At 61.6% G+C, this 21,264-nt stretch carries 20 protein-coding genes and 1 pseudogene; 8 read left to right on the top strand and 13 right to left on the bottom strand.

All coding sequences use genetic code 11. The annotated features are described in order from the left end of the window. Positions 1–11: 11 nt before the first annotated feature. On the bottom strand, positions 12–416 hold the full coding sequence (locus NCT32_RS33580; protein ID WP_250491308.1) for a thioesterase family protein: 405 nt from the start codon (positions 414–416) through the stop codon (positions 12–14). A gap of 504 nt (positions 417–920) precedes the next feature. Continuing rightward, on the bottom strand, positions 921–1,919 hold the full coding sequence (locus tag NCT32_RS33575; protein WP_250478457.1) for an NAD-dependent epimerase/dehydratase family protein: 999 nt from the start codon (positions 1,917–1,919) through the stop codon (positions 921–923). 93 nt (positions 1,920–2,012) lie between these two features. Here NCT32_RS33575 and NCT32_RS33570 point away from each other — a divergent pair, with 93 nt between their 5' ends. Both NCT32_RS33570 and NCT32_RS33565 read left to right on the top strand, forming a co-directional pair. Continuing rightward, complete coding sequence (locus NCT32_RS33570) at positions 2,013–2,909, top strand: LysR family transcriptional regulator (protein ID WP_250478456.1); 897 nt, start codon at positions 2,013–2,015, stop codon at positions 2,907–2,909. Continuing rightward, positions 2,872–3,861, top strand: coding sequence for an MFS transporter (locus NCT32_RS33565; RefSeq protein ID WP_250491307.1), 990 nt, complete (start codon positions 2,872–2,874; stop codon positions 3,859–3,861). The genes NCT32_RS33570 and NCT32_RS33565 overlap by 38 nt, the downstream gene beginning before the upstream one ends. A 76-nt stretch (positions 3,862–3,937) precedes the next feature. Here the strand turns inward: NCT32_RS33565 and NCT32_RS33560 are convergent, their stop codons facing one another. Then, on the bottom strand, positions 3,938–4,135 hold the full coding sequence (locus NCT32_RS33560; protein ID WP_250491306.1) for a CHC2 zinc finger domain-containing protein: 198 nt from the start codon (positions 4,133–4,135) through the stop codon (positions 3,938–3,940). A gap of 129 nt (positions 4,136–4,264) precedes the next feature. On the opposite strand from NCT32_RS33560, the gene NCT32_RS33555 reads away from it, so the two are divergent. Then, positions 4,265–4,579 (top strand): helix-turn-helix domain-containing protein, encoded by a 315-nt coding sequence (locus NCT32_RS33555; RefSeq protein WP_250491305.1) that lies wholly within the window; start codon positions 4,265–4,267, stop codon positions 4,577–4,579. Here the strand turns inward: NCT32_RS33555 and NCT32_RS33550 are convergent. The 10 genes and pseudogenes from NCT32_RS33550 to NCT32_RS33505 all read right to left on the bottom strand — a co-directional run. Continuing rightward, positions 4,576–4,800, bottom strand: a pseudogene (locus NCT32_RS33550) (transposase); the annotation flags it as partial. The gene NCT32_RS33555 and the pseudogene NCT32_RS33550 overlap by 4 nt on opposite strands. A 225-nt stretch (positions 4,801–5,025) precedes the next feature. After that, the gene (locus NCT32_RS33545; protein WP_250491304.1) at positions 5,026–5,388 is read right to left on the bottom strand and encodes a hypothetical protein; all 363 of its coding nucleotides are present in this window, start codon (positions 5,386–5,388) and stop codon (positions 5,026–5,028) included. Continuing rightward, positions 5,385–7,394, bottom strand: a complete 2,010-nt coding sequence (locus NCT32_RS33540) for a type VI secretion system Vgr family protein (RefSeq protein ID WP_250491314.1) — start codon at positions 7,392–7,394, stop codon at positions 5,385–5,387. The genes NCT32_RS33545 and NCT32_RS33540 overlap by 4 nt, the downstream gene beginning before the upstream one ends. A gap of 222 nt (positions 7,395–7,616) precedes the next feature. Continuing rightward, positions 7,617–8,339 carry a hypothetical protein gene (locus NCT32_RS33535; RefSeq protein WP_250491303.1) on the bottom strand — a complete coding sequence of 241 codons (723 nt, stop codon included), beginning with the start codon at positions 8,337–8,339 and terminating at the stop codon, positions 7,617–7,619. A 147-nt stretch (positions 8,340–8,486) separates the two neighbouring features. Further along, positions 8,487–9,545, bottom strand: coding sequence for an ImpA family type VI secretion system protein (locus tag NCT32_RS33530; protein ID WP_250491302.1), 1,059 nt, complete (start codon positions 9,543–9,545; stop codon positions 8,487–8,489). Beyond that, positions 9,542–10,615, bottom strand: a complete 1,074-nt coding sequence (tssG, locus tag NCT32_RS33525; protein WP_250491301.1) for a type VI secretion system baseplate subunit TssG — start codon at positions 10,613–10,615, stop codon at positions 9,542–9,544. The genes NCT32_RS33530 and tssG overlap by 4 nt, the downstream gene beginning before the upstream one ends. Continuing rightward, positions 10,615–12,507, bottom strand: a complete 1,893-nt coding sequence (tssF, locus tag NCT32_RS33520) for a type VI secretion system baseplate subunit TssF (protein WP_250491300.1) — start codon at positions 12,505–12,507, stop codon at positions 10,615–10,617. The genes tssG and tssF overlap by 1 nt, the downstream gene beginning before the upstream one ends. 32 nt (positions 12,508–12,539) lie before the next feature. After that, entirely contained in the window at positions 12,540–13,070 is a 531-nt protein-coding gene (gene tssE / locus NCT32_RS33515) for a type VI secretion system baseplate subunit TssE (protein WP_250491299.1), read from the bottom strand. Then, positions 13,067–13,906, bottom strand: a complete 840-nt coding sequence (locus NCT32_RS33510; protein WP_250491298.1) for a type VI secretion system accessory protein TagJ — start codon at positions 13,904–13,906, stop codon at positions 13,067–13,069. The genes tssE and NCT32_RS33510 overlap by 4 nt, the downstream gene beginning before the upstream one ends. Next, the gene (locus NCT32_RS33505) at positions 13,903–14,430 is read right to left on the bottom strand and encodes a TagK domain-containing protein (protein ID WP_250491297.1); all 528 of its coding nucleotides are present in this window, start codon (positions 14,428–14,430) and stop codon (positions 13,903–13,905) included. The genes NCT32_RS33510 and NCT32_RS33505 overlap by 4 nt, the downstream gene beginning before the upstream one ends. 660 nt (positions 14,431–15,090) lie before the next feature. On the opposite strand from NCT32_RS33505, the gene tssH reads away from it, so the two are divergent. The 5 genes from tssH to tssJ all read left to right on the top strand — a co-directional run bounded on the left by tssH (position 15,091) and on the right by tssJ (position 21,257). Next, positions 15,091–17,769, top strand: a complete 2,679-nt coding sequence (gene tssH / locus NCT32_RS33500; protein ID WP_250491296.1) for a type VI secretion system ATPase TssH — start codon at positions 15,091–15,093, stop codon at positions 17,767–17,769. A 21-nt stretch (positions 17,770–17,790) separates the two neighbouring features. Beyond that, positions 17,791–18,336 (top strand): type VI secretion system contractile sheath small subunit, encoded by a 546-nt coding sequence (gene tssB / locus NCT32_RS33495; protein ID WP_250491295.1) that lies wholly within the window; start codon positions 17,791–17,793, stop codon positions 18,334–18,336. Positions 18,337–18,394: 58 nt separating this feature from the next. After that, positions 18,395–19,903, top strand: coding sequence for a type VI secretion system contractile sheath large subunit (tssC, locus tag NCT32_RS33490; protein ID WP_250491294.1), 1,509 nt, complete (start codon positions 18,395–18,397; stop codon positions 19,901–19,903). Between the two features lie 280 nt (positions 19,904–20,183). After that, positions 20,184–20,666 (top strand): type VI secretion system tube protein Hcp, encoded by a 483-nt coding sequence (locus tag NCT32_RS33485; protein WP_250491293.1) that lies wholly within the window; start codon positions 20,184–20,186, stop codon positions 20,664–20,666. Positions 20,667–20,744: 78 nt separating this feature from the next. Beyond that, positions 20,745–21,257, top strand: a complete 513-nt coding sequence (tssJ, locus tag NCT32_RS33480) for a type VI secretion system lipoprotein TssJ (protein WP_250491292.1) — start codon at positions 20,745–20,747, stop codon at positions 21,255–21,257. Positions 21,258–21,264: the final 7 nt, after the last annotated feature.

Genomic DNA, 21,264 nt, shown 5'->3' with positions numbered 1-21,264 from the left:
GTGTGAGCGGGTCATTCGGTCCGGCGGCGTTTCGCGGCGCGCGCTTCGATCGCGCATCGCTCGACGATGGCGCGCGCGTGGCTCGCCGTGCCGACCGGGCCGCCGGCATCGGAAGCGACAATGTCGAACCAGTACAGCGAGCCTTCGAGGTCGCGGAAAGTCGCGGTCGCGAAGACTTCGGCGCCGAGCGGCGTGGGCGCGAGATGATTAAGATGCGTCGTCACGCCGACGGACAGTTGCCCTTCGCCGACAGCATCGCGCAGTGTTTCGGCGCACGCGCGCTCGATCAGCGACAGCAGCGCGGGCGTGGACAGCACGTCGGGGTAGCGCTCGCCCGTGCGTTGCGCGTGAGCAGACGCGAGATCCGCGGTCGTGACGGTATGGGTGAGCGTGGTGGCTCGGCCTCGTTCGATCATGTGCAGCTCCGGGTTGTCTGGAGCGCAATTAATGCAAGGGCCGGGCCAAATGCGTCAAGGCCCCGGCTGGCGGGGCTTTGCGGGTTTGCGGATGCCGCGGGTCGGCATGGTGGAAAGATTCTTAACGTTGCGATTCGAAACGGTCGTCGGATTGTTTTACGGTGATAGCTTCCCGTCATCGGCGTCAACACCACCCCGAACCACCAACGGAAAGCAAAAAGCCGCCTCGACGTTTTCGAAATTATTTTCAGCGCGATTCCTGATAATACGAATTGTCACGCATGGGGGTACGGCGGGAGGTGCAGTCGCACCCAATGGGGGAAGGTTCGGCCCGACCGAACTGAATCTGACTTTTTGCCGAATCTGCGCTACGTGAGCCTGGCGTCCTGCAATTCGCGGAGCCGCTCGCCAGCGCGCACTTCAGCAGTATTCAGGTCGCTCGAAGATTGATCCCGCGAGCTGCGCGAGGCCCGTCTCGCCGCGCCATCTGAACGGCCGCTCGCTCTACGATGTGAGCCTCGATATCGAAGCGTGAAGGTCAGTCGTGAGACATCCGAGGCCGATGAGCGTCTTTTCGACGGCCACGTCCAGCGGCGTATGCGGCTCGTGCCCGAGTGTGTGGACGAGCCGCGCGTTATTCAGATGCACGGGCGTCGTCCATAGATAGCGCATTTCCCGAAGCTCCCTGAACGTCACATTGAACGGCGCGGCGAGCGCAAGCAGCCACCACGGAAAGCCGCCGACAGAGGGCTCGCGTCCGATGCGGCGCGCGACTACACGACGAATCGCGTCGGCCAAGCCGGTGCCGTCCTCGTCCCAATGACCGCTCATGTGGAAGCGCGCGAACGCATCAAGCGAATGGCGGTGCGCAAGCAGTTTTACCATCGTGCGAGCCACATCGGGCAGATACGCCCATTGATGTCCGATGCCGCGCGCACCCGGATTGCTGATCTTCGTGACCGGCTTTCCGGGCTTCACGAGTCCTTGCGCGAGCCAGTTATTGCCCGCTCTTGGCCCGAAAAAGTCCCCCGCGCGCACTATCAGCACGCGCGCGCCTTCCTTGCTCGCGCGTTGCAGACGCGCTTCCATTTCCACGCGAATCGCGCCTTTCCTGGTGACGGGATGCTGCGACGCGTCTTCGTCGATGAACGGAAACGCGTCCGGCCCGAAGTTGTAGACCGTGCCCGGCAACACGATGGTAGCGCCCTGCGCCTTCGCGGCCGCGATGGTGTTGTCGATCATCGGCAGCACGAGTTCGGCCCAGCGCTTGTAGCCCGGCGGATTTACCGCGTGCACGATCACGGATACGCCCTGCGCCGCGCGCGTCACGTCGGCCGCGTTCATCGCATCGCCGTGAATCCATTCGATGCCGTCGCCCTTTGATGCCCCCGCGCCACGCCGCAGCCCGCGCACGCGCCAGCCCGCGTCGCGCAATTGCCGCGCCACTTCCCCGCCAATGCCGCCCGTCGCCCCAAGTATCAAAACCGTTTCGCCTTGCGCCATGTCACGCCCCCAAAGTTGTTGGCGGAGCCATTCTCCGCCCTTCGCGCGCACATTAAAATTGGCGAACTTCGTTTATCCGATATACAAAAACGTATGGCAGACGACATCGGCTGGGAGCTCTACCGAACGTTCCTCGCAGTGCTGCGCGAAGGCTCGCTGTCGGGTGCAGCGCGGGCGCTCGGCATCACGCAGCCGACGGCGGGGCGCCACGTTGAAGCGCTCGAACGGGCGCTGAAGGTGAGCTTATTCACGCGCTCACAGAACGGGCTTCAGCCAACCGACGTTGGGCTTGCATTACAGTCGCACGCCGAAGCGATGCAGAGCACGGCGGCATCGCTCAAGCGCGCGGCGAGCGGCCACACGGGCGACGATGGCGCGGGCGTGCAGGGCGTCGTGCGCGTATCCACGAGCGAAGTGGTCGGGGTCGAAGTGCTGCCGCCGGTCATCGCGGCGTTGCGCGAGCGGCATCCGCGATTGATCGTCGAACTCGTGCTGTCGAACCGCGTGCAGGACTTGCTGAGGCGCGAAGTGGATATTGCCGTGCGCATGGTGCGTCCGCGTCAGACGCAACTCGTCGCGCGGCGCGTCGGCGTGATCGACGTCGGGCTTCACGCGCGGCGCGACTATCTCGACCGTCACGGCACGCCGCGCAGCATGGCGGCGCTCGCAGAGCACGCCGTCATCGGCTACGACCAGCCAAACGCGTTCATTCGCGATGTGAGTCGCACGTTGCCGGGTTTTCGTCACGCGATGTTTTCGATGCGCGCCGATAGCGATCTTGCGCAACTCGCACTCATCCGCGCGGGCGCGGGAATCGGCGGATGTCATGTCGCGATTGCGCGCCGTGATGGTCTCGTACGCGTGCTGTCGAAGGCGTTCGCGCTCCAACTCGAAACCTGGGTGACGATGCACGAGAATCTGCGCGCGAGCCCGCGCTGCCGCGTTACCTTCGATGCCCTCGCTGACGCGCTCGAACAGTACGCGCGATAACGCCGCGACTGCCGCTCGGCACGGTGCTGACTGCCTGCGCGCACGGCTTTGTCGACATCTGCTGTATCGCGCCGCGACCGGCATCGGCGAGGCAATGCAACTGTCGGTGATCATCGCAATCGGCACCCGCTACTTCACCCGCTTCCGGTCAACTGCGGTGGGCGCGGTGAACTTCTCGTTCGGCGTCGGCGCGATCGTCGGCCCTATCGCAGGCAGCGGCTTGCTTGCGATGCGGCATACGTGGCGGTTTCCCATGGTCGTATTCGGCCTCCTCTGGGTGGTCGCGATCGTGCTGCTCGCTGTGGCGGTGCGCCCATGGTTCAGCGAAGTCCGGGCCGCGGAAGCGAGCCGCAATAGCGCGCAGATTTCCGCGGCGCCGACGCTGCTCAACCGCAACACCGCTCTGTTGACGGTGCTCAGCCTGATCGGCAGCCTGATCATCTATGAGTATCTCGGCATGTACCCAACGTTCCTGCGCGAGCATCTGGCCTTCACGCCGGCCGTTACCGGACACGTGATGAGCGCCTACGGAATCGGTGTGTTCGCATCGATTGCTGGCGGCTGGATCGGCGACTCCCTGTCGGCTCGCAAAATGCTCTCGGTGAGCTTTCTGATTGCCGCCGTGCTCGGCTACGGGTTGTTCTACTCCGCCACCAGCGTGGCTGCACAGGAAGCGTTGTCGTTCGTGTGGGGGCTCGTCGTCAGCGGAACCATTTATGTGAACCTCGCCGGTTATCACATTCGTTCGGTCAGCGGCCATTTGAACAACAAGGCGTCGGGCGTGTTCGTGTCAAGCCCGTACGGTTCGGCATCGATTGCCGGCTACACGATCGGATGGCTCGCCACGTCCGCGGATGGTCGGCGGCCGGCCTCGAACAGATTTCTTTGCTGGCTTGCGTCGGCGCACTCATTTCGCTCGGATTGCAGCCGTCGAAGATGGCATTGCCGGTAAGCCGAATGATGACAGCAGACGCGAAGTAGATCGTCTGCAGTTTTTGCAAATATGTTGCATCCTACATTTAGGATTGTTAAGTGAATACAGCTATAAAGAAATCGTTGGCGGCGGGCGTCACCACAAGGGACGGCGTGGAATCCTCGTGAAACGGGCAACGCCCGCGCCGATCCTTGCCCGACTTCGCCAGCTCCACGCCCTGCGCGCGCACCAACTGCTCCACCGACACCTCGGCCTTTAGCCGCTCAAGCTCTGCTTCCGCGATGCGCGCCATCCGTCCTCCGGCTAAAAACCTGTCAGGCACCATAAACTAGCTTTTTATGCTGCTATTTATGAACGCTTCACGCAAGCCGACCAAACAGGGGGACTTACCATGCCGCATCAAGTTTTAACGTGGTGGACCATGGATTTCCCCAAACGGCTCGCAGCCTTGCGCAAGCAACGCGGCCTCACTCAGCAAGCTTTGGCCGATCTGGTCGGCGTGCATCTGTCGCAGTTGAGGCGCTACGAAGGCGGAACGTCTCAGCCAACGCTCGAAGTCTTGCGTAGTCTCGCTATTGCCTTATCGGTAAGTGCGGATGTCCTGCTCTTTGATAAACAGGAGCGCGGCCCGGACGATGATTTCCGGCTGCGCTTCGAAGCGGTTTCGAAGCTCGACGCCAACGAACGCCAGATCATGAAGGGCGGTTTCAAGGATGAAGTGCAACAGCGGGTTTAGTGTTTAGAGTCGTGAGGCTGGCTTGCTGATGCAAGGGTCGCAGCAAAGACCTCGAATGGTGAATGAAAGGCGTGAGTCGCGCGTGGCCTGCTGTTCAGACTGTCGGCAATTGCATCGAGTTCGTCCTGACTGTAGACCGAGAGGTCCGTGCCTTTGGGCAGATACTGGCGCAGCAGCCCGTTGGTGTTCTCACAGGTGCCGCGTTGCCAGGGACTGTGAGGCGAGCGTGCATGTGACAGAAGAGCGCTATCTGGACGCTGCGCAATGTTACGCATGTGCCGCCAACCGCTTGCGCCCGATGAGGTATCGATGCGGCTGATCGAATCGAACGATAAAGAGAGCAAGAACGAGGATCGCGCGTCATGACGATGCTTGCTGTGAACCACCTGAGCCCGGTCGTGGGTATCGATGTGCATATGGTCACGCTGCCCAGCGGGCCGACGCCGTTACCGCATCCGCATGTGGGCATGGTGCTGGACCTGCGCGAGTACGTGAACGCGGCGATGTCGGTGATCGGCAGCATCGTATTCAGCTTCGTCGAGGAGCAGGCCGAGGCGCTCGTGCAGAAGTACGCGGACAAGATCGAAGACGTCATGCACAGCGATCTCGTCCAGTCGGGCCTGTCTGCGGTGAACGACGTCATGAACAATGATGTGGTCAAGGCGGGCATGGGCGCGATGAATGCGCTCAACGACGTGCAGGCGAAGGTGACCGACGCATTGGGCGGCAACGTTGGTCAGGGCGGGGGCGGGGCGCCCGTGCTGATCAACGGATTGCTGCGCGCGACCGCGGGCACGCACACGTTTCATGTGCCGGGACTGCACTTTCCACTGGGCGCCGGCTTTGCCGGTTCGGATGCGAAAGGACCCTCGGGCGACTCCGAATCGTTCATGGGCAGCCGTACGGTGCTGGTCAATGGCGATCCGCTGTCGTTTGTTGCATTGCCCGCGCTCAGTTGTTGGGTCGCGGGCATGGAGCCGATGGACCATAACAGCGCGCACACGAAGCGCACGTATATGTCCTTGCCCACCTCGGTCATGCTGCCGATCCCCGCCGGGCGGCCGGTGCTGGTGGGCGGGCCGCCCGTGATGAACATGATGGCCGTGGCCGCCGCGCTATTCAAGGCGTTTCGTGGCTCGAAGCTGCCCGACACAGCGGTGGTCTCGCTACCCTGAATCGTCTTCGTGCGGTTTGCCTTGACCGTGTGCGACTCGTTGTTCTTCACGGTCGTATTCATGTCCTTCTGGGCCAGCAGCATCACCTCCTCGGCACCCTGCTTGTCGTCGAAGCGAATGCCGTTGGCCGTCTCCGCGTTGCCCTTCATCGAACGCGACAACATCCCGCTTTGCGTCGCATTGCCCGGCAACTCCCACGGCGGCATGGACTCGGCGTTATACAAGCGCCCCACCACGATCGGCCGGTCCGGATCGCCGTTCTCGAAATCGACAATGACCTCGCTGCCGATGCGCGGAATATTCACCCCGCCGTAACCGCCGCCCGCCCACGGGTACGACACCCGCACCCAGCACGACGAACTTTGATCCTTCACGCCCGAGCGGTCCCAGTGAAAGCTCAGCTTCACCCGCCCGTATTGATCGGTCCAGATCTCCTGCCCTGCCGGACCCGTCACGATGGCCGTCTGAGGGCCGCTGGTGCGCGGCTTCGGATAGTCCTCGCGCGGTGGCCGGTACACCGTCGTCGCCGGCTGCACGACGAATGACGACGTGAATTGATACTGCCCTGCGCCGCTCGTCTGATGCGCTTCCGACGCGCTGATGGACGACGAAAGCACGAGATACTCCTGGTTGGCTGCTTCGTGCGGGAAACCGGAGAGCCGGAACGTCGTTCCGCAAACGATATCGCGCACATTGCCCGAGCCACTGGCTCGCTCGCCGCGCGCCCGCACCTCCTCCATGCGAATGCGCGCGAACTGCTCTCCATGAGATGGATCGGTGAAATCCCCCGGCCATTCATATCGCTCGAGATCGTTATGCGAGGTCTCCTGCGGCAATTCGTTTTGCTTGATCAGGGCCGCACTCGGCTTCTTGAAGTCGAAGTCATTCGTAGTCCAGCGTCCGGGCTGAAGACTTCCGTCGATGCGGAAATAGTCGATGTGCTCTTCGTCGATTCTGTGTCCCGGCGGGAAGTACGAAATCGTCTGATACGCGGCGCTTTCCACCGGCTTGTGCGCACCGAGCTGATCCACCAGAATCATCCGGTGAAAGCCGTCGCTATGCTCGAAAAACCAGTAGATGCCATGCTCGGCCATCAGTCGCTGGATGAAGCGGTAATCCGTCTCACCATACTGGACCTGATAGTCCAGCGCCGGATACTGTTCGCTGAGCCGCGTCTCGTAGGAATACATGTATTTGCCGAGCACCTGCTCGACGATCTCGACAACCGTCTTTCCCTGGAAGATCCGGTAATCCGACGCCTGATCGGCAAGCGAAACCCACGGCTCGAGCAGCAGCCGATAGTGGCTTTGCCGCCTGGTTTGCCCAACATAATGCGCTTTCGTGACGATGCCGCTGATCTCGCGCACGCCCGCCCCGATGTTGACCGCACCCGCCGCGCCCATCGCGCCAGGAACGAAGCTGCCCTTGCCCTCCAGCGCGATGCGTACAGTGAGTTCCTTGCCGATCATCGACTTGAGGTCGAGATTGGCTGCCGCCTGCTCCGGCAGCAGCGAATGGAGCGGCGTGCAGCAATCGATCGTATAGGTGTAGATCTTCGAAAGTGATTCTTCGCCGTGTATGGATCGCAAAAGCAAGGCAGGATCGCCCGTCGGTCCTGGAGGCAATGCGGCGCCGCTCATGGTCACGGTACGCGCGCCCGAACCGCCGCCCGTTGCGCTTGCGATGCCCGAGCGCGCCTTGGCCAAAAGATCCGCATCACCTTGCCTCGCAAGGGCGTTCAACGGTTCGGCGGAATGGTTCGCTTTAGACGCTACGTTATTCACGGTGACACATCCTCTTCAGTATTGGTTTGATCGGCGGACAGGTTCTCAACCGCACGCGTATGCTTTTCCTGCCGCTTGCTAGTTCAGAAAGCCCACCACGACACCCGGACCGGTGATCGTTGGAGCGTCGTTTCCTGCGTCGATCAGCATCAACGCGCGCGCCTGCCCGATCGCGTGTTCCGCCAGTCCTGACATGGCGGATGAAGACAGTCCCATCATCAGCTCCGCCGAATTGATTCCGAGCAGCATCACCGAGCGACGCGGGCCGGCAAGCACTTCGGTCTCTGCATCGCCATGCACAAAGACAACGGCCCCGCGCAGATCCGAGCGAAGCAATTCCGCACCGGTGAATGCGTGAGTCATGAAAATCGATCCGTTTCCCGCGGAGGCTTTCGTTCTCTCGTCGGCGCTGTTCTTCGTAAATTCCTTCGTTTCCCGGGCGATCGTCTTCAATGCGCGCGCACGCGCCTGCTTCTCGCCGTCAGAACTGTCGGCAGCTTGTGGAGGCGTCGCGCCGTCTCCTGGCGCGTGCGGTTCATTTGCGCGTTGCCCGGCGCTCACGGCTTTGGCGCCGTCGGACGACGTCGCACTCAGCGCTTCGACGTCGAAGCGATCCAGATCGGGCAGGCGCAGCTTCGGCAGCCTCAACGCGCGCGACTCGGCGAAGGAAACCTCTCGCGCCGTCCGACCGTAGTAGAACGACTCCGGCTTGCCTGTGGGGTCCAGCAGAGTAAGGGTGCCGCCGGCCATCAATATGATGTCCGCACGCGTATCGCTGGCATCGAAGCCGGGCTTGTACATCCATCGGCTCTCTCTTAGAAGGGACACGTGCTCACCTTTTCATTCGCGTTTGCTGAAGCTTGCCTCGCAATTCATGCAATTCAACCTTCTTATATATTCGTTATGCTTAATTTTCAGGACGACATTTCCGAACTATCGGTTCAACTCTCAGTTCTGTTGATCCCACTCAAGGAGCAATTCCGCCGGAATCGCCTTGACCACTTCCGCATAGCGCTTACCGACGAATTGTTCCGCGCGCCTCAGCAGCACGGGAATCGGACTGCTCGGCTCATGTGCTTCGAACCACTGACGCGCCTCGCGAATCGCTTGAACCACCGTCTCACGGTTCATGAGTGTTCCCTTTTGCGACAGCATGGGCGAAGCTTCACAGCCGCTCTCTTCTTCGATCGTTTCGTGCTCGCGTTCGTCGCTTGAAGCATCGACTATTGGCTCGACGGGGCGGACCTCGTCGCTCATTCGAGGAGCTGCAGGCCGATGATCGGTCAGCCGGGCAAGCAAGCGGCTCAAGATCGACAAATCGGCTGCAAACATGCCCAGGTGTTCGCGACTCCATGCGTCGATCTCACCCAGTTTCCCGATGGCTGCGTCGATATGCGCGAACAGTTCGAGTTGTTGCGCGCGCAGATCATCGAGTTGCCGCGTCACGGAATCGACCGATAGCGCATCGCTCGGCCGCGGCTGCGCGAAGGCTCGCTCGACATCGCGTACTTGCAGGCGTGAAACCGACGAGCGCGCAAGCGCGATCTCGCGCACGTCCGCAAGCAAGCCGTCCATATCGGTCAAGGCCTGCAACGCGTTCATGCGGATTTCCAGCGCGGCGTCACGATCTTCGTCGACGCCCAGTTGCGGATGCACGGTATCGGCGAAAGCGTTCAGCCAGGCGGCAAGCAGGCCAAGGCCTTCGGCGAGTCCTGCGAACGCAGCCAGCCGCGTTCGACACCGCGTGAACAACACTGCGAGACGGATGTCTTTCGCCCGCATCATGAGCCTGCGGCAATCGCGCTCGATCTCGCTCCAGTTGACCGGTTCCGGCGTGCCGACGAAGTCGCCATACTGCGTTTCCGTGCGCGCGGCGACCCGCCCGAACAGCAGGATGAATTCCGGATCGTATTCGGGGTCCGCTCCGCAGGGCATATCCGCTGTGACAGGCGTCATCCAGTCGTGAGTGAGACCGGCTTCTGTCGTTACATTGCGCTTCTTGCTCATGCCGCACCTTCAACAGTTGTTTTCCGCGATGATCCGCGCTTCACGTATTGCTCCGGATCGAAGCGCATGCCTGTAACGGGCTGCTCATCGGGTGAGTTTCCGAGCCAACCCGACCAGCCCAATCGCTGCTCTTCACCGATCACGGCCCCAGACGCACACTCCGCGCGAATGCGCAATTCCAGCTCCCACTGGAACTCGAATCCGACGAAAGCGCGCACCCAGTCGACGAGTTCGGGCAGCGCAGCACCATGCGGCGTGAAGCGCAGATAGTCATCGAGCGACACCGGCCCGACGATCAGACGAAACCGGTATTGCCGATCCGGCACTTGTTCACCGAGCATGGCTCCGTCGCCCATGATCGACGAAGCGCTCAACTCGCCAAGATGTGTCTGCTCCTCTCGCGCCACCTCGATCCAGTGGAACACGAATTCCTCGATGCGCACCGGAACACTGAAGTAATGCTCGAGCGTCATGCGCAGCGCATCGGGATCGCGTGCTTCGCGCAAGAGGTTCGGCGATCCCGCGAGTTGCGCGTGAGCGGGTAAGGCTCGCGTCGATATTTCATCGGTATCCTGGCCCGTCAGGCTGGCGATGCAGAACGAGAAGCGCTCGTCATCGGTCCGGTCGAGACCCGCCGCTGCCTGCGCCGATTCCCATGCCCGGTACAGGAGCGTCAGATAACGATGATGGAAGATATCGAGAAAACGGCTCAGCGTCGGATCGTGCCGATTCTCCTCACGCTCCCGTGCGATCTCCGTGACGTGCAACGGCAGTGGCCCATTGGGCCCGAGCGCGCCGAGGCCGAAGAGCCGCACGTGCAACCGCCCGTTCAACTCGCCGACGCTTGCAATCTCGCGCGGCGCGAAAGCAAGACTGGGCTGCTGCCCGAGTCGGAACGGCTCGGCCGAAGGCCGCGCGGCAGTGCCGATCGGATCGATCTCCGGATTCGCACCGATACGCCGCATCAGCGAAAGAAAGCCGTAGCGCCATGGTTCGGCCTCGAGGTGCTCGATCATCTCGTGCGAGAGCGCGAGCTCACGCAGCAGTCCGCCCAGGCCTCGCCGCTCCATCACGCCACCCCACGCGTACCCATGCGCACAGGCCAGCGCATGATGCGACCGCGCTGCATCGAATGCAGTTCGGTCTGCGTGAATGAGTTCATCGACACATGTCGGGCCAGATAATGTTCGAGGATCATCCCGAAGAGATAGGGACTCGTGCCCGAGAATCCCGTTTCGTCGATGGTCAGCCGGCACTCGATGCCGCGTCCAAACACCAGCGGACCGGCACCCGGCAGCTTGCGCGTCACCGGGTTGGTCTTTACGCCAACGAGGCTCTCGACCTGTCGCTCGTGTTCGGTGTCGTCACCGCTCAGGAAGAGCCGCAGCATGTCGCGCAAGCCCTGTCCGCCCGGTCGATGATCGAGTTCTTCGAGAGGCAGATAGTTGAAGTTGAGCTGACGGATCAGCCGCCACGCGGTTTCTCCCTCTGCATACGGCGGCCGCGGCGCGCTAGGCGGGCGTATCAGTCCGATGCTCGCGAGGGGCGCATCGCCCTCCGCCTTGTCGAAGTCGTCGATGCCATTGCGCGGCACGAGCAACGGCAAGTCGCGATTGGTGACCCAGGCCCTGGCGGACAGATACCGCATGCCTTCGCGATAAGGCGCTTCGTGCTGATCGACCAGCGACACGAACGTCTCGGTGCCGATGTATGGCGTGCGCGTGCCGTAGCGTCGTGCCGAGTCGGACAACAAGCGGCGCTCGCGACGCACCGAGAAGTAGCGGCCGCGATTGCCTTCGTCATCGCTGAGCGTCTGAAACAGCGGACGAAAGGTCTGCGCGTTCGAGTTCCGCGCGACGCGTGCCTCGACCGTTTCGACCGAAAAGACCTCGTAGTCGAGCGGCTGCTGACGTCTGGGCACGAGATGGAACTCGGTGGCTGTATCGGTCAGCTCGATACGATCCAGGTTTTGCTCGAACAGATTGATGACCGGTGTGCAAAACAACGCGAAGCGTGACGCGTCGACGAGGCTGGCGAGCTTGTCCGGTGCCCGGTCGAGGAGCACGACGATCTCGGCTTCTTCTCCACGCGTCATCTTCAGGCCCGCAGCGAGCCCCGTGAGCGTGAAGAAATAAAAGCGGCTCGGACACGAGAAATATTCCTGTAGGAGGGTGTGTCCGTGAAACCTGGACCACACGAGCGGCAAGAGCCCCTGATCGGGATTCAGCCCGTCATGGACGACCGCCTTCGAACTGACCGCCGCGAACGGGCGATCCGGCGCGCTGAACTCGCCGGGCTCGCCAACGATGGACGCAATGCCCGCCGCATGCACGAGTTCGAACAGATTCGAGGCCACCTGCTCATCGCCGGCCAGATAGACCGGCAATCGATCGAGGCCCTCGAGCGTCGCCATCCTGCTCTTGTTGGTCGTGCGAATGCGCAACCTCAGCGCGCCTCGCACCTGGGCATGCGCGGGAACATAGCGCTCGAGACCATGAATGTCCGGCGGGATGCCGGTGAGCCACGCGCCGACGATCTCGAGCGGATACAGCACGACGTCCTGACTCGTCCGGAATGTGCATGGCGTGCGCTCGCCGCCGGGAGTGCGCGTTTTCAGCGACAAGCCACGCGGCACGCGAAATCCTTCGTTCAGGTTGCCTTTCGTATGCGCGGGAAACATGCGTACGACGGCCATCGACGGCGTCGGCGACACATAGTTCGGGTACGTCACTTCGAGCAGACGCTGCGTGAAGCGCGGAAACTCGGCATCGAGCTTGATGCGCATCCGCGCGGCCATCATGCAGAACGATTCGATGAGTCGCTCGACATACGGGTCGGTCATCTCGCCGGCCTGCAGGCCCAGACGCCGGGCGATCTTCGGATGCGCCTGCGCGAACTCCCCCGCGCTCTCGCGCAGATAGACCAGTTCTTCGTTGTAGTAGTCGAGTAGTCGCGGGTCCATGCAAAGGATCGCCTTTCGAAATCGTGTCGGAATCAGGCGCGCGTCGCACCGGCGCTGAGGCGGCTCGTTTCCAGATCGAGCGAACTTTGCACCATGAATTCGAGCGGGTACGGGTCCATGCGAATCATCCCGCGAATCTCGAAGGCGACCTGGTTGTGACGTCCGGCGCGATCGCCGTTGCTGCACGGGACGACTTCGAGCGATTCGGGCATCAGGCGCGGCTCGAAGGTCATGATGGCGCGCTTGACCATGCTCTCGATGTCCCGCCAGTCGCGCGATGCCATGAACGCGCCGGCGAGCGGCGGCACGCCGAAATTGACCGTCGACGCGGCGACGAGCGGATAGCGTCGCGCATCGAGCTGGTCGCCCAGATTCGTGGTGTTGAGCAGATAGGCGAGATCGCGCTGAATGATGTCGCGCAGTTGCGTGCGCGTGACGGTGTATTCGCCCGGCGCTTCCGTTTGCCGATGCGGCGCGTCGTCGCGCAAACGGTCGATCAGCGTGGGCAGCAAATGACTGTCTGTGCGCCGTGGCTCTCGCCTGGCCGGTGCTTGCGCGCTCATGCGTCTGCTCCCGCGTCATCGTTCGCGCCTGCGCCGAGCACACACTCGGCGAGGTCGAATAGACCGACGTCACCCGCGCTCGTCGTCCACGTCTTGCGGCCTTCCCCGAAGACGCCTGTGCGGCCGCACTCCCGCCACACGGTTTCGTGACCGAGCAACAGCGCGTCGCGCGCACCGGACGAAGACGTTGACGCATAGCGTGCGGGCATGAAGCCGTGCAGCGTCGTGCCGTCGTGCAGCATCAGATTGCACGGCGCCCAGACGAGGTCCACGAGCGAGCTCGGCCGACGAACTTGCCACTGCGCAATGTCATCGAATGCGAGCCATCGGTAGCGGCCTTCCGCGATGAACTCGCACACCGGACCGAGACGTGTATCGCTATCGGCGATCCACGAGAAGCGATGTCCTTCGCCCGCGCCCGCGACGAGCGGCGCCATGTCGAGCGCGGCCTCACGGGCGTCGTCGGCGGCATCGGCCTGATTCGCCGCGGACAGACCCAGCGCCGTAAGCAGGCCGCGCATCCACTCGGGCGCTTCATCGAAAATGAAATCGGGCTGCTGCTCGCCCGACATGACCTTGATCCGCGCGCGTTCGGCGCGTATCAAATGTCGATACGCGTGCACGACGCGCGTCTGCGATTCTTCGAGTTGCGCATACGTCTGAAGCTGCTGCACGGCTCGCTCCCATGCCTGAACGACGCACAAGATGTGGAACAGCGCCCAGCGATGCGCGGCGAGCGCCGGCTGCGCGCGCACGCGCGCTTCGGCTTCGCGTAGCAACTCGCCGAGCGGCGCATGCGATAAGCTTCGGATCGTGACAGGTGTCTCTGCGGTCATTCTGCTTGCACTCCTTCGCCATGACGCGTTACTGCGCCGAAGCCCGGCACAGGGCTGTCGATGGCGAGCGTATGATGCTCGCGTCGCGCAAGCGGCGGCGGCACGAAGCGTCGTTGCGCAGCGCCATTGACGTGATATTCCGAAGGTGCGAAGAGCCGCAGGATTTCCGGCGCCGCGTTCAGATTCAACTCTTCTGCGTCCAGTGCGTCGCCCTCGAGGAGCGGCCCGATTGCTTCCTCGAGCCGCTGCGGTTCGGAAAACAATTCGCTGATCGACACGTCGTCGTGTGCGCGTTCACTCGCATCGTCGTGCGATCCTGCGAAAGCCTCGAGATGCACTGCGGATACGGGCGATGCGTCCCACGAAGCCGACGACGCCAGATTCGATAAATCGAGCGCTGCACAGTATTGCCCCTGCAGCGCGCGAATGAGTTCGTCGGAATCGTGCACGGATGTAGCCGGCTTCACGGAAGGCGCGAGGGCATCGGCTGCGCCGCTCATGCTTGCGCTGAACAGTGCTAGCACGCCGTCGTTCGCGTCGCTCGCCGGCGACGACGAAAATGTGTCGAAGGCTGTTACATCGTCGCAGTCGCTCGCCTCATGGACGGCCGACGCGGCACATTCGGGCACTCGCGGCTCAATGCGCGCGGCCTCACCGGACCTTTTGCGCCGCTTGAAAATCGAAGGAGATCGCATTAACTCACTTGCTTTTTGACGTGCGGGAAAGATCGTTTAACCGCGACGCTTATGAATATCGTTTCCGTAGATTAACGCATGTCCAAGGCATTTTTCCAGACTTAATTAGGTGCCAATAGGCATTGATGGTTATCGAATAAGATATAGCGTCAAATTTCAATAAAAAGAACACCTTAATTAACAAAAATACTAGGATTACTCTTTTCCAATCTGTTCTTTTACCCTAATTTCTGATTCCACCTGCCGCCCACGGAAATGAAATCTGGATAACATCCCGTTTGTATACATATATTTAGGATACTTACAGTGTGATAACCCGCCTTACGTCAGTATTTTTAGTCGCCTAAGCAGGTTAATTACTGCGACTTGACCAACTGGAAAGACGAGTTGATTATCGAGGCACACATTTCAGTCGCTCAAAACCGAAAACACCGAGCTCTGGTTTTATCCGTACTGCGCGCATCTGAAATTCTTGTTTGAGAATAATCAATGATTTCCAGGCAGAATCTCTTTGGCAAACTCGGCACGACGCTGTTTCGGAGTATCGAATCCGCGACCACGTTCTGCAAATTGCGTGGCAATCCCTATGTGGAGCTCACGCACTGGATTCATCAACTCCTGCAACTGCCCGACAGCGACCTGCATCGCGTGATCCGTCACGCCGGCATCGAACGGGAAACGCTCGAGCAAGACCTCGCACGTGCGTTACGCGTGTTGCCTGCGGGGGCGAGTTCGATCAGCGATTTCTCGCACCATGTCGAGATGGCGATCGAGCGCGCGTGGGTGCTCGCCACGCTCGCCTTCGACGATCGTCGCATTCGAAGCGCCTGGCTTTTCGCTGCACTGGTCGGGACACCCGAATTACGGCGCTTGCTGCTCGCCGTGTCCCCGGCCTTCGGCCGTATTCCCGTCGAAGGCTTCAACGATGTCTTGCCTGGCTGGATCGCCGGCTCACCCGAGTCGAACGATGCGCCTTACGACAACAGCGACTTCAGCCCCGCTCTTCCTGGCGAGGCATCCGGCGCGCGGAGTGCATCGTCGCATGACGCGCTCGAGCAGTACTGTGCGGATCTCACCGCGCTCGCGCGTGCTGGCGAGATCGATACGGTGACGGGACGCGATCAGGAAATCCGCACGATCGTCGATGTGTTGCTGCGTCGCCGGCAGAACAACCCTCTGCTGACCGGCGAAGCGGGCGTGGGCAAGACCGCCGTGGTCGAAGGACTGGCGCTTGCGATCGCCTGCAACGAAGTGCCTTCGGTGCTCGCCGAGGTGCGCCTGCTCTCGCTCGATGTCGGCGCGTTGCTGGCGGGCGCGAGCATGAAGGGGGAATTCGAAGCGCGTCTCAAAGGTGTGCTCGAAGCGGCGAAGAAGTCGCCCGTGCCGGTGATCCTGTTCGTGGACGAGATCCACACGCTCGTCGGCGCGGGCGGTCAGGCCGGCACCGGCGACGCCGCGAATCTGCTCAAGCCCGCTCTCGCACGCGGCGCGGTGCGCGTGATCGGTGCGACCACGTGGTCGGAGTACAAGCGGCATATCGAGAAAGATCCCGCGCTCACGCGGCGCTTCCAGGTCCTGCAAGTGGCCGAGCCGCAAGAGGACGCGGCGATCGACATGGTGCGCGGACTGGCTCAGACGTTCTCGCGGCATCACAGCGTCGTCGTGCGCGACGAGGCGATTCGCGCAGCGGTCGCGTTATCGCATCGCTATATTCCATCACGTCAGTTGCCCGATAAGGCGATCAGCCTGCTCGACACGGCGTGCGCCCGCGTGGCGCTCTCTCAGCAAACGCCGCCGCGTGAGTTGCAAGACGTTCGGCAGCGATTGCAAGCGGCGCACGTGGAGTGTGACTTGCTCGAACAGGAGGCGCGCATCGGACTCGATTCGACCGATGGCGTGCTCTCCATTCAGGCGCGTATCGATACGTTGCGCGCGGAAGAAAGCGCATTGGAAGCAGATTGGAAAGCCCAGGTCGCGGCCGCGCAGGCGTTGATCAGCGCGCGGGAGGCGGCACTCGCTGCGCACGCTTCGGAAACGGCCGACGATCGCCCGCCGCCTGATGCCTTGCGCACGCTCGAACAGGAATTGCGCGCGCTGCAAGGCGAAACACCGCTCGTCTTTCCGGAAGTCGACGAAGCCATCGTCGCCGAGATCGTCTCGGACTGGACTGGCATCCCGGTAGGCCGCATGGTCACCGACGAGATCGCCGCCGTGCGCGCCCTGTCCTCCACGCTGGCCGCACGCGTGATCGGTCAGAATGACGCGCTCGAGCAGATCAGCGAACGGGTGCGGACCGCGCGCGCCGGCCTGACCGATCCGAAGAAGCCGCTGGGCGTGTTCCTGCTCGCGGGGCCGTCGGGTATCGGCAAGACGGAGACGGCGCTTGCCCTCGCCGAAGCGCTCTATGGCGGCGAACAGAATCTCATCACGATCAACATGAGCGAGTATCAGGAGGCGCATACCGTCTCCGGTCTCAAGGGTGCGCCGCCCGGATACGTCGGTTATGGCGAAGGCGGCGTGCTGACCGAAGCGGTGCGTCGGCGTCCCTATTCGGTCGTCTTGCTCGACGAGATCGAAAAGGCGCATCGCGATGTGCATGAGGTCTTCTTTCAGGTCTTCGACAAGGGCTACATGGAAGACGGCGATGGCCGCTACATCGACTTCCGTAACACGACGATCCTGCTCACCACCAACGCCGCCGCCGACCTCACCGCCAGCCTGTGCGCCGACGCGACGCTTGCGCCCGATCAGGACGCATTGCGCGCCGCGATCGCGCCCGAGTTGCTAAAGACATTCCCCGCGGCATTTCTCGGTCGCTTGACGATCGTGCCCTATCGCCCGCTCGCCCACGAATCGCTTGCGAGCATCGTGCGACTGCACATGAACCGCGTCGCGCAGCGTATGTCGAGCGCGCACGATGTCGTCCTTGCATTCGACGAACGCCTTGTCGACTACATCGTCGGGCGGTGTCTCGTGCAGGAGACCGGCGCGCGCGTGCTGATCGGATTCATCGAACAACATGTGCTGCCGCGCCTTTCCGCGGTCTGGCTCGATGCCATCACGCAAAGGCGTTCGATCCGGCGCATCGACATCGCAATTTCAGATGCGCAGGCCGCGCCCTCAAGCGCAATCGAGCTTGCAATCACTGACACAGTCGCGGCTCATTAACATTTCCTCCACGGAGACAGCATGTCCCAGTCCAGCAACAACAGTTCGCAGAAGTTCATTGCGAGAAACCGCGCGCCGCGCGTGCAGATCGAATACGACGTCGAGGTCTACGGTTCCGAAAAGAAGATTGAGCTGCCCTTCGTGATGGGCGTGCTCGCCGACCTCTCCGGCAAACCCGTCGAGCCGCTGCCCGCGGTGGCGGATCGGCGCTTTCTCGACATCGATATCGATAACTTCGACGAACGCATGAAGGCAATCAAGCCGCGCGTCGCATTCTCGGTGCCGAACACGCTCACGGGACAAGGCCAGTTGATGGTCGATATGACCTTCGAGAGCATTGAGGACTTCTCTCCGGCGGCCGTCGCGAAGAAAGTGGATTCTCTGCGTCAATTGCTCGAGGCGCGCACACAGCTCGCCAACCTGCAGACTTACATGGATGGCAAGTCGGGCGCCGAATCGCTCGTCAACTCGCTGCTAGCCGACCCGGCGCTGCTCAAATCCCTGGCCGCGGCACCCAAGCCCCGTGCGACGACCAACGGCGATGACGCCGAACCCACGCTCAACTGATCGCGACTGCTACGGCAATTACGCGGTTTGAACGGATCGAACGAACAAGAGGACACCCATGTCAGCCAACCAGGCACAAGCACGCACAGCAGCCGCGCAGGCTCAGGCACACGCCAAGCACAGCGACTTCGCGCAACTGCTCGAACAGGAATTCCGCCCCAAGACGGAGCATGCGCGCGAATCCGTTGAACTGGCAGTGCAGACGCTGGCCGAGCAGGCGCTGGCGCAGTCGATCGTTGTGAGCGACGACGCTTACAAGAGCATCGAAGCCATTATTGCGCAAATAGATCATAAGCTATCCGAACAGATCAATCTGATCATCCATAACGAGGATTTTCAGAGGCTCGAGTCGGCATGGCGGGGGCTGCATCACCTCGTCTCGAACACAGAGACCGACGAGCGCCTGAAAATTCGCTTCATGGATGTCGCGAAAGACGAACTTCGTCGCACGATGAAGCGCTACAAGGGCATCGCATGGGACCAGAGCCCGCTCTTCAAGCAGATCTACGAGGAAGAGTATGGACAGCTTGGCGGTGAACCTTACGGCTGTCTCGTTGCGGACTATTACTTCGACCATACGCCGCCCGACGTCGACCTGCTCGGCTCTATCGCCAAGGTGGCGGCGGCCGCGCATACACCGTTCATCTCAGGCGCATCGCCTTCGGTGCTCCAAATGGAATCATGGCAGGAACTCGCCAATCCGCGCGACCTGACCAAGATTTTTGCGCAGAACCTCGAATACGCGCCCTGGAATTCGTTGCGCAGCACCGAAGATGCCCGCTACATCGGTCTTGCAATGCCGCGCTTCCTTTCGCGCCTGCCCTATGGCGCGAAAACCAATCCGGTCGACGAATTCGACTTCGAGGAAGAGACCAACGGCGCCGATCATGGAAATTATGCGTGGGCGAATGCCGCGTACGCCATGGGTGTGAACATCAACCGTTCTTTCAAGCAGTACGGTTGGTGCTCGCTGATTCGCGGCGTGGAATCGGGCGGCACGGTGGAAAACTTGCCGTGCCACTCCTTCCCCACCGACGACGGCGGCATCGACATGAAGTGCCCGACCGAGATCGCCATCTCGGATCGTCGCGAAGCCGAACTCTCGAAGAACGGGTTCATCCCGCTGATTCATCGCAAGAACACGGATCACGCGACCTTCATCGGCGCGCAGTCATTGCAGCGGCCCGCCGAATACTACGACGCGGATGCGACTGCCAACGCGAATCTTTCGGCGCGCCTGCCATATCTTTTTGCGTGCTCGCGTTTTGCGCATTACCTCAAGTGCATCGTGCGCGACAAGATTGGCAGTTTCCGCGAGCGCGAGGAAATGCAGCAGTGGCTCAACGGCTGGATCATGAATTACGTCGACGCCGATCCGGCCAACTCATCGCAAGACACCAAGGCGAGCCGTCCGCTCGCGGCGGCTGAAGTAGTGGTGGAAGAGATCGAGGGTAATCCCGGCTATTACTCGGCGAAGTTCTTCCTGCGCCCGCATTTCCAGCTCGAAGGTTTGACGGTGTCATTGCGGCTGGTGGCGCGCTTGCCGTCGGTGAAGGACACCGCCTGATCGAAGCGCGTTTGATCGTTCGACGAATAGCGCCAGGTCCCGTATTACGTCGAAGACACAACACGGAAACGTATCGCGCATGAGCGCTCTACCTTGCATGGCGATATGCAGCGACAACTGAATCTGGGCCGTTCCGATCGAACGCTTCGCAATTCTCCATGAAGTTGATGATCGGATGTTCAGGCGCCTGATGGTTCAGAACGGGGTGCCGCCGTGCAGTGACAGCGGCATCCAAGGCTTGTTTCATCAACCCGCTCTCGTAAAAAAGGAGTAACTAGACATGACCATGGACATCTTTCTGAAAATCAACGGGATCGACGGCGAATCGCAAGACGCGTCGCACAAGGGCGAAATCGAAGTAACCCACTGGGGATGGGCCGTATCGCAGAATTCCTCGATGCACTCCGGCAGCGGTGGCGGTGCGGGCAAAGCAACGGTGGACGATCTCGCGTTTGAACACTTCGTCGACCGGGCCAGTCCGAACCTGATGAAGTACTGCCTGACGGGCAAGCACATCGACCAGGCCGTGCTGACCGTTCGCAAGGCGGGCGGCAGTCCGCTCGAGTATCTCAAGATCACCATGAGCGACGTGATCGTCACCCACGTTCAACCGTCCGGAAACCGTAGCGATACAGCGCTGAACGAGCAAGTCCGCCTCTCCTTCTCCAAGGTGAAGCAGGAATACATCGTGCAGAACGCGCAAGGCGGCAGCGGCGGTGCGGTCACCGCGGCATACGATATCAAGGGCAACAAGGACGCTTAAGTCCTCGCTTTCTCCTGCCCTTTCCTGGCTGAATCCCGCTTCGGCATCTTCGCGGGGTTCAGCGCACGTCCTCTTTCCATGCGCCTTTTGTCGATCCGCCCTTTTTTTTATCTGGCTTTGCTGATGCTTGCCGCCTGCACAAGCAACGCGCCCGCATTGCGCGAACCGCTCAGACTGACCGTATCGATCAATGCCGGCTCGAGCGTCAACCCCGACGACCAAAAGCGCCCCGCGCCCATTCTCGTGCGTGTGTACGAACTGAAGAACGCAGACACGTTCAATCAGGCCGACTTCTATTCTCTGCAAGACAAGGATAAGACGGTGCTCGCCGACGATCTCGTCGCGCGCGATCAATTCCTGCTGCGTCCCGGTGAGAGCAAAACCATCGCACGAAACGCGAACGATGCCAGCACGACGCTCGGCGTCATCGCAAGCTATCGGGACTTGCCCAATTCCGTATGGCGCGCCACCTGGCCGCTGCCTCCGACGCCCACGGCCGCGTGGTATCGCCGCGCACCGAAGCTCAAACTCATCGTTGACGTTGGCGCCAATGCGATCGACATCAGCGATGCGCAATCACGAAACCGATAAGTACTCT

Origin of the sequence: Caballeronia sp. INML2, assembly GCF_023631365.1 — a bacterium.
Lineage (GTDB): Bacteria > Pseudomonadota > Gammaproteobacteria > Burkholderiales > Burkholderiaceae > Caballeronia > Caballeronia turbans.
The sequence above is the reverse complement of the archived record's forward strand: the minus strand, read 5'-3'. Positions and strand labels throughout refer to the sequence as shown.